This is a genomic window from Bartonella sp. AU15XJBT (assembly GCF_028618615.1).
GTDB lineage: Bacteria > Pseudomonadota > Alphaproteobacteria > Rhizobiales > Rhizobiaceae > Bartonella.
Genome location: NZ_JAQITG010000019.1, coordinates 1 through 13,465 on the forward strand (window position 1 = coordinate 1; position 13,465 = coordinate 13,465).

General features: G+C 37.7%; 8 protein-coding genes, 3 tRNA genes and 1 pseudogene. 3 read left to right on the forward strand and 9 right to left on the reverse strand.

The features are described from left to right. Positions 1–174, forward strand: a pseudogene (locus PVV57_RS07620) (integrase); the annotation flags it as partial. Positions 175–454: 280 nt separating this feature from the next. On the opposite strand, the gene PVV57_RS07625 reads toward PVV57_RS07620, so the two are convergent. The 5 genes from PVV57_RS07625 to PVV57_RS07645 all read right to left on the reverse strand — a co-directional run bounded on the left by PVV57_RS07625 (position 455) and on the right by PVV57_RS07645 (position 6,458). Then, on the reverse strand, positions 455–3,178 hold the full coding sequence (locus PVV57_RS07625; RefSeq protein ID WP_273717759.1) for a valine--tRNA ligase: 2,724 nt from the start codon (positions 3,176–3,178) through the stop codon (positions 455–457). 148 nt (positions 3,179–3,326) lie between these two features. Further along, on the reverse strand, positions 3,327–3,890 hold the full coding sequence (locus tag PVV57_RS07630) for a DUF2497 domain-containing protein (RefSeq protein ID WP_273717760.1): 564 nt from the start codon (positions 3,888–3,890) through the stop codon (positions 3,327–3,329). 245 nt (positions 3,891–4,135) lie between these two features. Next, positions 4,136–5,437, reverse strand: a complete 1,302-nt coding sequence (locus tag PVV57_RS07635; RefSeq protein WP_273717761.1) for a TolC family outer membrane protein — start codon at positions 5,435–5,437, stop codon at positions 4,136–4,138. 57 nt (positions 5,438–5,494) lie between these two features. After that, positions 5,495–6,169 (reverse strand): protein-L-isoaspartate O-methyltransferase, encoded by a 675-nt coding sequence (locus PVV57_RS07640; RefSeq protein ID WP_273717762.1) that lies wholly within the window; start codon positions 6,167–6,169, stop codon positions 5,495–5,497. A 215-nt stretch (positions 6,170–6,384) separates the two neighbouring features. Continuing rightward, positions 6,385–6,458, reverse strand: a tRNA-Cys gene (locus tag PVV57_RS07645). Positions 6,459–6,643: 185 nt separating this feature from the next. Here PVV57_RS07645 and PVV57_RS07650 point away from each other — a divergent pair. Next, a tRNA-Asn gene (locus tag PVV57_RS07650) sits at positions 6,644–6,718 on the forward strand. 1,411 nt (positions 6,719–8,129) lie between these two features. Here the strand turns inward: PVV57_RS07650 and PVV57_RS07655 are convergent. The 3 genes from PVV57_RS07655 to ilvA form a co-directional block, all read right to left on the reverse strand. Next, positions 8,130–9,512, reverse strand: coding sequence for a DEAD/DEAH box helicase (locus tag PVV57_RS07655; protein WP_273717763.1), 1,383 nt, complete (start codon positions 9,510–9,512; stop codon positions 8,130–8,132). A gap of 287 nt (positions 9,513–9,799) precedes the next feature. Beyond that, entirely contained in the window at positions 9,800–10,330 is a 531-nt protein-coding gene (locus PVV57_RS07660) for a hypothetical protein (RefSeq protein ID WP_273717765.1), read from the reverse strand. Positions 10,331–10,365: 35 nt separating this feature from the next. Then, positions 10,366–11,643, reverse strand: coding sequence for a threonine ammonia-lyase IlvA (ilvA, locus tag PVV57_RS07665; protein ID WP_273783749.1), 1,278 nt, complete (start codon positions 11,641–11,643; stop codon positions 10,366–10,368). 148 nt (positions 11,644–11,791) lie between these two features. On the opposite strand from ilvA, the gene PVV57_RS07670 reads away from it, so the two are divergent. Continuing rightward, positions 11,792–11,877, forward strand: a tRNA-Leu gene (locus PVV57_RS07670). A gap of 332 nt (positions 11,878–12,209) precedes the next feature. Here PVV57_RS07670 and PVV57_RS07675 read toward each other — a convergent pair. Beyond that, a complete protein-coding gene (locus tag PVV57_RS07675) occupies positions 12,210–13,145 on the reverse strand; it encodes an outer membrane protein (protein WP_273717769.1) in 936 nt (311 codons plus the stop codon). Positions 13,146–13,465: the final 320 nt, after the last annotated feature.

Below are 13,465 nucleotides of genomic sequence, written 5' to 3' on the forward strand. Positions count from 1 at the left end.
GGATTAAGAAAATTAGCAGCAACACGCGCAGCTAACTCTGGTGCAACAGTATCACAACTCAAAGCAATTTTTGGCTGGACAAATGATGCTATGGCATCTCTTTACACAAAGAGCGCAGACCGTAAAAGGTTAGCTATAGAGGCGATAAAAAAGCTCCAAAAAGATGAGGGATAGAGGCAAAAAAACTCAATAGAATCAAGATTCACCTATTCCCTCATATTAGACATAACTATTTTATTTTACTTGCTTTTTATATACCATTCACGGGCGCCGGCGCAAAATGAGCTTAAGTATCTTAAGAGGTTTCTCTTTAAATGATGAACATAAAAATGGGGCTCCCAGTAGAGATTTCATGATCGCATTCACCAAAGATGAACAAAAGAAAAAGTTTTCTTTAAAAAAAGCGATACCAGCCGTAATGCTATGAAATCACCCAAAAAAACAGAAACTAGAATCAGCCCAACCGCTCTAAAGCAACAGATATTTTTTTCTGCGCCGCACGCAATTCTACAACCCTATTTTGTTCACTTTCAACAATTTCTGCTTTCGCATTTTCTATAAATTTGGGATTATTTAACTTAAGCGATATTTTTTCAATATCTTGTTCAATTTTACGGGCCTCCTTCCTCAAACGAATACGTTCAGCCTCCAAATCAATCAACTGTCCTAATGGCAAACAAAAAACAGCCTCACCCAAAATCATTTGTGCCGATACTTCCGGAACTTTATCGGAGAAATCAATGACTTCAATACGCGCTAACTTTTTAAGAAGTGCATCATAACGCTGCACACGTTCTCGCGTTACTTCCCCTCCTTCGACAACGACAAGAGGTGCTTGTGTAGCAGCAGGGATATTCATTTCAAAACGTACAGACCGAATCCCCGTGACCACATCAATAAGCCAATTAATATCAGCAGCAGCCTCCTCATCTATCAATGTTCCCTCTGGCCATTTTGTCAATGCGAGCATATCCTCACGCTTGATCCCTTGCGTTTCTGTAAGAGACCACAACTCTTCTGTCATATGCGGCATAAAGGGATGAAGAAGTTTATAGACTTCATCTAAAACCCAAGCAGTACAAGCTTGAGCCTCATTTTTAGCATCTTCATTTTCACCCTGAAAAAGTGGTTTGAGAAGTTCCAAATACCAATCACAGAATGTATTCCAAATGAAACGATAAAGTGCAGCTGCTGCTTCATTAAACTTATAGTGTTCAATACCCATTGTCACTGCTGAAATCGTTTTAGAGAGCTCTGTTAAAATCCAACGATTAAGCGCCAACTTTGCTTGTCCTGGCTTAAAAGCTGGATCATGCTTCACACCATTCATCTGTGCGAACCGGGTAGCATTCCACAATTTCGTAGCAAAATTACGATAACCAGCAATGCGGGAAGCATCAAGTTTTACATCACGACCTTGCGCTGCCATAATAGCCAAAGTAAAACGAAGGGCATCAGCGCTATACTGATCAATAAGCTCTAAGGGATCAATAATATTTCCCTTTGATTTTGACATCTTTGCACCCTTTTGATCCCGGACAAGAGCGTGCACATAAACCGTTGGGAAAGGAACTTCACCCATAAAGTGAAGTCCCATCATCATCATACGAGCAACCCAGAAAAAAATAATATCAAATCCTGTAACGGATAAAGATGTTGGATAAAAAGTAGATAATTCAGCCGTTTTATCTGGCCATCCTAATGTTGAGAAAGGCCAAAGAGCTGATGAAAACCAAGTATCTAAAACATCCGGATCACGGATTAATTCAACCACCTCACCATAGTGAGCAAAAGCCGAATCTAAAGCCTCTTTTTCACTTTTTTCAACAAAAACTGTTCCATCAGGACCATACCAAGCAGGAATCTGATGTCCCCACCATAATTGGCGGGAAATGCACCAAGGTTGAATATTTTGCATCCAATTGAAGTAGGTCTTTTTCCAGTTATCGGGAACAAACTGCGTTTTTCCTTGTTGAACAGCTTCTATCGCTGGCTTTGCTAATTCAGCAGCATGAACATACCATTGATCTGTCAAAAAAGGTTCAATAGGTACACCACTGCGATCTCCATGAGGAACCATATGGGAATGATCATCAATAGAAGCTAAATACCCTCCTTCTTCCATCAAAGAAATAATCTTCTGGCGCGCAACAAAACGATCAGCTTTATCGAGATTTTCTACTAACATTTTTAATTCATCTGATAAAACCAAACCATCAAAAAACGCTTCATTCTCACAGAGAAAAATCTCGGCTTTTTGGGTAAAAATATTGATTAAGTGTAAATCATGACGCTGTCCCACTTCGAAATCATTAAAGTCATGAGCAGGGGTAATTTTTACAGCACCACTTCCAGCCTCAGGATCAGCATGCGTATCACCCACAATCAATAATCTACGACCAACAAGTGGTAAAAGAGCATTTTTACCTATAAGATTTCTATAACGCTCATCTTCAGGATTAACGGCAATTCCTGTATCACCAAGCATTGTTTCTGGACGCGTTGTCGCCACTGTTATAAAAGTTGTCGCATCATTTGGATCAAAAATTTTACCCTCAAGTGGATATCTAAAGTGCCACAAATGTCCTTGAACTTCTTTTTGCTCAACTTCAAGATCCGAAATAGCCGTCAACAATTTAGGATCCCAATTGACGAGGCGCTTATCTCTATATATCAATCCTTGCTTATAAAGCGTGACAAAAACTTCACGAACAGCCAGCGACAACCCCTCATCCATTGTAAACCGCTCACGTGACCAATCACATGAAACGCCAAGGCGACGCAACTGGTTTGCAATAATACCCCCCGTTTCATGACGCCATTCCCAAATACGCTCAATAAACTTTTCTCTCCCCATTTCTTGACGTGTTGGCTCTTGGCGCTCTGCAAGTTGACGCTCTACAACCATTTGTGTAGCAATCCCAGCATGATCCATACCGGGCTGCCACAACACATTTCTGCCACGCATGCGCTGAAATCTAACCATTATATCTTGAATTGTCGTATTGAGCGCATGCCCCATATGAAGTGAGCCTGTAACATTAGGAGGTGGAAGCATAACGCAAAAAGGTTCTGCACCACTTTTAGAGCCCGCTCCCGCTTTAAAAGCCCCACGAGTCTCCCATCTCTTTGCAACCCGTTGCTCTATGGAAGCAGCATCATAGTTTTTTTCTAACATTCTATCCATCCATAACGCCGCTGAAAAACACAATATATGACCAAACCCCGATCAAAATCCGGCAAACCTCACCACTCACTAGAGAGCCCGCAAAACCTCAAACAAAGTGCTCATAAAATGAAAAACATAAAAATAATGTAAAAAATAATTAAGACGATTTTTTAATCGCCTTCACAATCTCTTCACGTAAAATATCTTCCAGCAAAACAGGCAATTTAGACTGTAACCATTCTGCTATAGCCGGACGCAACACATCCTTTGCAATCTTTTCTGCAGAAGAAATACAATAGGCAGACAACTCCACACAACCAGCTCCTCCAACTTCTGACTGTGACTTCCTGATCCCATCTTCATATTCTTTTGCTTTATAAACAGAATTTCGCTCTTCAGAAGAAAACTTCATCTTTTGCACATCCACACCAACTGTATTATTTTCTACCTCTGTATCCTCTTTCTCTTGCGCGCTCCTTCCCCTTTGATTTTCAGTAGAAAGACCAATACGATCAGCTAAAGCCTTCATAGCATCATCAACAGATAGGGTGGTATCATAAAGACCTTCTGATACAACTTCCAAACGATCTTCCGAAGCATTTGCAACATCTTCATTTAAAAAGTGATCAGATTGAACCGTATTTTCTTCGATTATTTCACGAATAGATGTCAAAATTTCATCCATACTTGGCTCACGTAACACGCTTGAACTCTGTACCATACTTTACAACCTCTCAGAGACGCAACAACAAATAGAATCATATTTTCAGTGTATGCAAAAGAATCATAAGATCAACATGCCTCTCGTGATATTTTCAAATATGCTTGCCATAAAGAGGGCGCTACACACAACTTTCTGCACTAAAAAAAACATATAACCGCTCTATTTTTCAACATATCCAACGACTGATTAACTAATATTTTAAAAACTAAAATGATTTGAGATCAAAGAGCTACTTTTATGCATTAACGGATATATTGAATTGTTTTTAAGCCTAGATAATTTGCAGTCAATTTACCAATAGAGGATTGAACACTATAGCTCGCCACAACAGCATTACGTTCTGCCATTGCAAGCGCAATCTGAGCATTAATCAATTGAGTACGAGAATTTAAAACATCCAATGTCGTTGCCTGCCCTACACGATTTTCTTGCACACGACCTTTAAGAGCAATTTCAGCAGCACGAACACTTTCACGGTAAGCAATAACAGATGCGCGTGCACCTTCCAACTGAAACCAAGCAGAAGTAAGTGCTTGTCTCGTATTACTATGCGCCAAATCGAGTTGAAGCTGCGCCTGTCCAAGCTGTTCCTTCGATTGGCGAATCTGCGCAGACGTACGCCCCCCTTCAAAGATTGGAACACTCACTGACAATCCTATTGATTTAGAAACGCCATCTTCTCCAGCACCGCTGTAAATCCGATTATAAGATGCTGTTGCAGAAAAATCAACTTTAGGAAGCAACGCTCCTTCTTTCGCCTTTACATTGTAACCACTCGCATCGACTAAATATTGAGCATAAAGGATTGCTGGATGCATCACAACGCTCATTTGGTAAGCCGTATCAAGATTGACGGGAAAATCTGTGGCGACGGGTGGGCGTTTTAACTTTTCAGGATCAGAACCAATAATTTGTCGATACACTGCCTCTGCTGCTTTTACATCAGCACGAGCAAGACTCAGTTCTGAAACCGCCACGGAACGTGCAGCTTGAGCTTGAGCAAGATCAACACGACCTCCCTCACCCACATCAAATTTTGCTTTATTGGAACGAACCTGCTCTTCAAGAGCTGCCAAATTTTCTCTCCGAAGATCGGCAACACGACGCGTCTGATAGACATTAGCATAAGCTGTCACAGTTTCCAGAAACGTATTTTGTTCAGCATTACGAAGATACTCACGTTGCGCCTGCAGCTTAACTTGGGCTGAAGAAAACATATTTTGCGTGATAAAACCGTCAAATAATCTTTGATTTAATTTCACGCCTATAGATCCAGAAGTGACATAAGGACCTGTAAAAGACTTATTCCGCCCATAGCTCCCAACCCCTTCAACTTGTGGTAATAACCCTGATCGCGCGATGACAACGTCATCACTGGCTATACGAACAGCCGCCCGTTCACTATTCAACTTAGCATTGTGTTTATAAGCTTTAGAAAAGGCATCCATCAATGTTTCAGCACAAACAGCCTCTGATAATAAAAGACTCAAAACCAGCAAAAAACATGCCTGAAACTTCTTGTTTATTTTAAACACAATACACACAATAACAAACCCCAAACAAATAACAGAAATATCTTTTATTCATAAAACGAACAAGCACTAAAATACAAAATCAGGTGTTTTTAAAAAACAAGGAAGAGGTTTTACAGCGAGATTAAAAGCACGCCGGGCTGAAATGATTCCATCTTCTTTGATGTAGATTCGTGCTACAGCAGCATTTCCATCTCCTTCAACCACAACAAGACGTCCATTGTCTTTCATTTGGTCAAAGATACCTTGTGGAATAAAATCGACAGATCCCTCAATAAAAATCACATCATAAGGTCCCTCAACGGCATATCCCTGCTCTAATGGACCATGAATGACAACCACATTATCACATTGATTACGTTCTAAAGCTTCAAGAGCACGTTCAAAAAGAGACTTATTATTTTCCAACGCAATCACAGACCCTGCAAGTTTTGAAAGCAAAGCTGCACAATAACCACTATTTGCACCAATATCTAAAACAACATCTGATGATTTTACAGCAGCAAGCTGTAATAATTTCGCGAGAGATGCAGGCTTCATCAAATAGCGTGCTGGAACCTCATCTCGCACTGGACATAAAACAATATCGGTATCAAGATAGCTTAATGCTTTCATATCTTCCGATACAAACTCTTCACGAGATATCGTTAAAAACGCTTCAAGAACTGATAAATCCGTTACATCGACTGTACGAATTTGATTGTCAACCATTTTGCGACGCAGCTCAGCAAAATCTGCAACCATAACGACTATTTTCTCCTAACCTACAAAAAACAAACAAAACAGCAACAATGAGGGACTAAGATCTCTTAAACTATGGGTGTTACAAAAAAAGATGAGACAGTCAACAACTCAATTCTAACAGTACAATCTCTCATACAAAGGTGTTTTTACAACTGTAGAGGGAAATAATCTCTTTTCCTATAGCTCCCCTAAAAGCCGTTTCGTTTAAAATCGGCTGGAGGCCTCGCCCGGAATCGAACCGGGATACAAGGATTTGCAGTCCTCTGCGTAACCATTCCGCCACAAGGCCTCATCAACAAATACAAAAGTCTCAATAAGGGAAGGTAAAGCATCCGTCAAGGTGTAGAAATTTTCTCTCGCCTTTTTTCCTCTTATTACACAATTTATCATATTTTTTTTAAAAAAAGTAATTTTATTCTTTGCAAATCAGTATTGCTTTGCTATAGCCTCTTCAGCTAGATGATTGAGCATCGTTCCCCGGTAGCTCAGCGGTAGAGCAACCGGCTGTTAACCGGTTGGTCGCTGGTTCGAATCCGGCCCGGGGAGCCACTTCTTTTTTATCCCATACAGAAAGTTGTTTTTATTCACATTTTTAAACATGAGGGATTCGTTAATAAAAGTGAGGGTGTAGGATTTTTGCAATAGAGTAGAAATGCAATATCCTACGGGATGTTTTTTTGCAATGAATGCAAACAATTAATTTATTTTAAAGAGAAAACTGTTGTACAAGTATTTTTCTTATTGGTTAATTTCAAATAATTACTTCTTTCAAACTACCGCGCTCTCTATCAGAGAGCACTGTAATTGTTTGCACGTTATAAATTACGATTTCTTTCATGAGAGAAAATTATTAAACACCACCAGTAATGAAAAAGATTTCGTATAAACTTTGTTTCTCAACCCAAAAATGATTTTTACTCAATAAAACAATTAAACTCAAAAATCTGCTCTTGAAGCAATCATTTTGAAAAACGGGAAAACACAATCAAAATTATCTATATTATCTCCCTACACTCCATACTTCCTCCCCACCCTAAAAGCAGAAACTCCCAATCGAAAAGTCTGTAATAAAGTCCAGCTTCTTATCTAGCAGGTTCCTCCTACTTAATCACTGCATAAATTCTAAAAACAGCCTTGTCTTGAATATTCATTATACTGTCATAAAAACCCTTAGTGCGTAAAATTTTATAGGCTTTATATCACAACCCTAAACAAGGGTGTTTTTACAGTGCAAACAGTATAACAATCTAAGTTGTTGAGCATGCTATGAAAGCCTTCAACAAATCATGAGCGTTTTCTCCATCGTTTTTATCCATTGTATTGTGCATCTACACACATATTGAAAGACGTCCTTTAAATCCCCCCAAACCCGTTTCACAATGGCTCCCGTAAATGGTATAAAAATCCATTGATGAGCACCATCTTTGATCCACAATAAAAGCCATACCATCATACTATTTTCTCACGCTCAATGTTAGCAATATTTATTTTATTTACAATGAGTTACAAGAATCATTTTATTGATTGCTTAAATTTTTCCACACAATAATCTCGTTTGTAACATGCAAACGAATAGTTTTAATGGATCAATATAAACAGATTCGAAATGAGAAAATTTTACGATATAGGTGGATTATTTAATATATAAAACAATCATTTATTATTAGATAATCAAATTTTTAAATTAAAAGCTATCATTAAAGCTAAAACACATCCTTTATATGAATAAAATTTATCTTTATTCATATTTTTTAAAATCAAAATAAAGCAAATAAATAATCGCCTCTACAATGAGGCTTTCTTTTCAAAATATTTTCAATCTAAGCATTCAAAGGTTTTCATTTCTAAAAAATGAAAACCTTTCTTGTTTTGATAAGAGTGTTGTATATCTCTTTTGAATTGAAAAGGAGTCGATAAAAGTAAAAAATGCCCAGGACATGATCTCTTTTCAAGATTTTATTTAAGCCGCCTTCTTGACTGACTTGCGGAAACGAAAAGACTTTGCATGCTTTGCCGCTATTTTTGCTTTTTTATGCCTCTCATTTGGAGATGAAAATTTCTTCCGCTGTAACTGTGCAGCATCATCTTTTCGACCTAAAAACCGTTTCTGACGCTTAGATTTTTTTAAACGGCGTTCTTTATTGTTTTCTTTTTCTCCACTTTGGGGCACATTTAGCTTTTCTGGAAATGCTGCAAATTGTTCTGGAACAGATTCAGACACCAATTTCATACGAATCAAGCGCTCTACAGCACGCAACCGTGTCCTTTCTATCTTTTCATCAAAAAGCGTAAGTGCTTCACCAGATGCACCATTGCGTCCTGTACGACCAATACGATGTACATAACTTTCAGCTTCATCTGGTAAGTCGTAATTAATAACGTGGCTTATCCCTGGTATATCAATACCACGTGCAGCAATATCTGTTGCAACAAGGATCTGTACCGATCTTTCACGAAAAGCTTTTAAAGCAGATTGGCGAGCACCTTGTGATTTATTCCCATGAATTGTTGCAACTAAATAGCCTATCTTTGCTAAATGACGTGTGACAGCATCAGCCCCATGTTTCGTTCGAGTAAAAACAATAACCGAATCAAAAGCTGGATTTGTCAAAAGTTTACTTAAAACATTCTTTTTTTCACTGGTAGGAACACAATATAATTTCTGGGTAATCTCTACAGCCGTAGTGCCTTGCGGAACAACTTCAATCTTAACCGGATCATTGAGTAAACACTTTGCAAGCACAGCAATTTCTTTCGGCATTGTCGCAGAAAAAAGGGCTGTCTGACGCTCTTGATGCAAAAGCTTTGCAATTTGCTTAACATCATGAATAAACCCCATATCCAACATACGATCTGCTTCATCCAAAATCAAAAAACGAGATTGAGAAAGATCAATACACTTTTCACGAACAAGATCTCTCAAACGCCCTGGAGTCGCGATCAAAACGTCCACACCTGCTGCCATACGTTTAATTTGTTTTAAACGTGATACCCCTCCAAAAACAAGACACGTCGAAAGATGCGCTCCTTTCGCCATGGTGCGAATTGCTTCATCAATCTGAACAGCAAGTTCACGCGTTGGAGCTAAAATCAAAGCGCGTGCAGTTTTAGGACAGCGTTTATCACCCAAAGCTAAAATTTGACTTAAAATAGGTAAGCCAAATGCCAAGGTTTTTCCAGAACCTGTCTGTGCAATCCCTAAAATATCGTGTCCTTTCAACATCATTGGAATAGCTTGTTCTTGTATAGGCTTAGGTTTACTCATACCAGAAATGCGTAAATTTTTAACCAAAAGAGTAGGCAAACCTAACTTTGTAAAAACATCTTCTTTTTTTATAGGCAAAATAAAATCTTTCCTCAGCTGAACAACTTTCACGAATTAACCAGCTGAACTCTCCACTCAAGAATCCGCGCAAGAGAAATCCTTGACATTTTAAACGAAGCAACGCTTGAAAAGCGACCTGCGCAACTCATGAGCACCTTGAAATTAAGGGAAAGGTATGTAATTTTACTTTATACAAAAAGCTAACAAAACAGCTTAAATACCTTCACCCTTATTATCCTTGGATTATGATAAAAAAGCAAGGGCTTTACGAAATACATTTACCGCAACAAAAAAATATTAATCGTTTATTTCTTGATAATTGTCTCCATCGGTAAATGTACCTTGATAAAATCAGGATAAATCTCGAGAAAAACTGGATTTTGTAAAGTTTTTTGACCGCCATAAATTAAATACCATTGAGTTTTATCAAAAATCGCCAAAGTTTTATATTGAATAATGCGATCCTTCATCTCAAGAACCGTTGGAATTAAAGCATATAAAGTACCATTATCTGTTTGAAGATACTCTATATTTTCTTTATCTAAACAATAAGCACCAGAAGGCAAATTCTCAAATTGCTTATGCAACTGTTGAAGAAAATCACCACGTAAAGCATCCTCTGTTGTATTCAACCGACGTGCCATCTCTTTATAAAGCCGCTCAGGCATATAATGAGATATAAGCGAAAAATCTCCACTTTTTATAGCATTATTGACATCAACAACTATTTTTGAAAGTTCAGTTTTTTGTATTGTTGTTGGCTGAGATGCAAAACTCTGTTGATGAACAATCAAAAAGAAAAACAGACTCAACACAAAATAAAAAATAGATTTCATTTTTACACTTCTTGTTTTAGTAAAATTTCAATTTCTCAAATAACAAAATCAAATAATGTTTGATCATCGGTAATATCACGATAGCGCCAACCTAACACTTGAAATTTTTCCTCTAAGAGACGAAAATTATCGTATTTTTTTGTTTCAATCGCAACCAAGACAGAACCAAAGTTTCTCGCTGATTTTTTAAGATATTCAAAACGCACAATATCATCATCCGGTGATAATGTGGAAAGAAAATGACGCAATGCACCAGGATGTTGCGGAAAACTAAAAATAAAATATTTTCTTAAACCCTGGAAACGTAAAGAGCGCTCTTTAATTTCTGGCAAACGCTCAAAATCAAAATTACCTCCTGAAATAACGAGAATAATTTTTTTACCCTTTAACTCTTGAGGTGGAATGCTGTTAAGCGCATCTATCGATAAAGCACCAGCCGGTTCAAGAACCACACCTTCTACATTAAGCATTTCAACCATCGTAGAACAAACACGATTTTCAGGAACTGTAATGACAGAATCAGGAGAAAATTGCTTTAAAATTGTATAGTTTAGTGCACCAATTTCAGCCACAGCAGCCCCATCTACAAAAGTATCAATATTTTCCAGTTTGACCCGTTTTCCACTCTCCAAACAAGCAAGCAAGCTTGCAGCTCTTTGGGGTTCAACAAAACGAAGCGTTGTATTCCAACCATATTCCCGTAAAAACTTGCTCACCCCACTTGCCAAACCACCTCCCCCTACCGGCACAATTATTAAATCCGGCTCACTTTCTCCATTGAGTTTTTTCCATTGCAAAGCAGCTTCGCAGAGCACTGTTGCCTGCCCCGTAATAATGCGAATATCATCAAAAGGAGGCGCCATCACACCACCGCTCTCCACGACAAAGGATTGCGCAGCTTCATAACATTGATCAAATGTTTCACCAACCAAACGAATATCAATAAACTCTTTACCAAAAATACGTGTCTTCTCAATTTTCTGTTGTGGCGTTGTCATAGGCATAAAAACTACGCCTTTACGTTTAAAATAACGACAAACAAAAGAAACCCCTTGCGCGTGATTCCCCGCTGAAGCACACACAAATGCAGAATCTGACGATATACTGCTCAGCATTTCTGAAACAAAATTGAAAGCACCACGAATCTTATAAGACCGTACCGGTGTTAAATCTTCACGCTTCAAATAAATTTCTGCATCATATTTTTGGCTTAGAAAATCATTTCTTTGAAGGGGTGTTTCAGCAAACACGTGATGCAATCCCACCATAGCTTTTGTAACGTCTTGAATAAATTTACTCATAACACTGATCATTTCATGCTTTGTTTATATTATACAGGCTTCTTCTAGCGATAAAGAAAAGCATTGTCAGTCAAAATTTCACTAAAAAAAATGAAAATTTTTTCTTTTGTCATTAATTCTTGATTCAATAAAAGATATAGCTTATGAGAGGACTTTCATCGCGGACGTGATGAAAACGGTAAACATAGCAGACTTAAAATCTGCCGGTCGAAGACCTTGCGGGTTCAAGTCCCGCCGTCCGCACCATTCTATGCATTTTTTTGTTTTTTAATCATTTGGATAGAAAAATGATCTTTAAACAATGCTGTAATGATATTATCAAATGAAACTGTGATAACGCGAAAGGCGAATCGCCCTTTCTGTGAGAAGGAATATTTTAGCCATACCTTATGAATCAAAAAATTCATTCTTAATAATTAAGAATCTGAGTAACTCTTCCTTACCTCCTCATCGTCACTCAAAGTCAAAAACTTTTTCTTCACCATAAAATAGCATTTACAATGCATAAAATTTCAAAAGATAAAGGCCCTATCAAGATAGGACCTCTTAAACTTAAGCTTCTTTATTTTCACAAATAACTAGAATTTGTAAGCTATCCCTGCACGGAAGTCATTCGTCTTATACTTAAGTTCAATCTCGTCTTTAAATTTCTTTTTACCGAAATCCGAGTAACGATATTCCGCACGTACAACAAGATTATCTGTCATTGCAAAATCAACACCACCACCAAGAGTATAACCAATCATCGTTTTTGTAGCATCCTCTGTCTTATTGAAGCGCTCATCTCCCGTAATGACTATCGATAAAATATCTTCAAACTGCCCATAAGCGATACCACCAGCAATATAAGGCATCACCCGCCCCGCAGAAAACCCAACACGCACCCGTGTGGCACCCGTCCATTTTTGTTTGAACGTATGATTAAAAGTTAAACTATTTTTCTCTTCTTTATCCTCTGGATCAGATCGAGAAAAGCTGCGCCCCCGTCCATTGGTAAAGCTTATACTTCTCAAACTTTTCTCTTCTGTGCCTTCAGTACCCGATCCACCAGGTTTATCTCCTTCAGTGCCCGATCCACCAGACTCGGTTTCTTCAATATCCGATTTCTCATCTAGAAATTTCGTTTTTGTATCCTTTTTTTCCGTTAAAAGGATATCCGTATCAAGACCAACAATCAAATTATTACCAAGATCAAAGTTAATACCCGCATATAGACCACCTACAAACCCAGAAAGTTCAGGCTTATACTGTTTCTCAAGGGGCACCCATGGCTTATTTTTACTCTCCTTATCAGGATAGAGAGGAACCTCAACATCAGGCGTTGTTCCAGAAATTTTACTTGAAAAGCCACCAATTTGACCTCCGAAATAAAAACCTGCCCAAGAAAAAGGTGAAGAAGCAACAATCTCTGAAGCAACATGTACTGGCTCTTCCGGAGCCACCACATCTGCAGCCTGTACTATAGAAGGTGAAATCAAAGAAAAAACAGATGCTGTTATAAATTTTGTATTCATAAAATTATACCCCATTGCTAAATTTAAATATAATCAAAAATCACATTTAGAAAAACAAAGTCTTATAAAATCTTATGCCGCAAAATCACATGTACTCCTTTATAGTTACATTTAAATCAATCACTACATAAATACATCATTACATTAAAATTGAAGTTTAGCAATTAAATTTTAATAAATTTAAAAATATTAGAATAACAAATACTAAAAAGTACAAATATTCAATAAAATTATCTATTATATACTTTAAAATGAGTAAATATAAAACATTTTGCATCAAAATTATCTCACAAAAAACACAAAATAGAATATTTTATGTC

What these genes read in the sequence shown, in the direction of transcription:
- PVV57_RS07625 (WP_273717759.1), bottom strand. Translation starts at nt 3,178, where the DNA reads ATGTTAGAAAAAAACTATGATGCTGCTTCCATAGAGCAACGGGTTGCA.
- PVV57_RS07630 (WP_273717760.1), bottom strand. Translation starts at nt 3,890, where the DNA reads ATGGTACAGAGTTCAAGCGTGTTACGTGAGCCAAGTATGGATGAAATT.
- PVV57_RS07640 (WP_273717762.1), bottom strand. Translation starts at nt 6,169, where the DNA reads ATGGTTGCAGATTTTGCTGAGCTGCGTCGCAAAATGGTTGACAATCAA.
- PVV57_RS07660 (WP_273717765.1), bottom strand. Translation starts at nt 10,330, where the DNA reads ATGAAATCTATTTTTTATTTTGTGTTGAGTCTGTTTTTCTTTTTGATT.
- ilvA (WP_273783749.1), bottom strand. Translation starts at nt 11,643, where the DNA reads ATGATCAGTGTTATGAGTAAATTTATTCAAGACGTTACAAAAGCTATG.
- PVV57_RS07675 (WP_273717769.1), bottom strand. Translation starts at nt 13,145, where the DNA reads ATGAATACAAAATTTATAACAGCATCTGTTTTTTCTTTGATTTCACCT.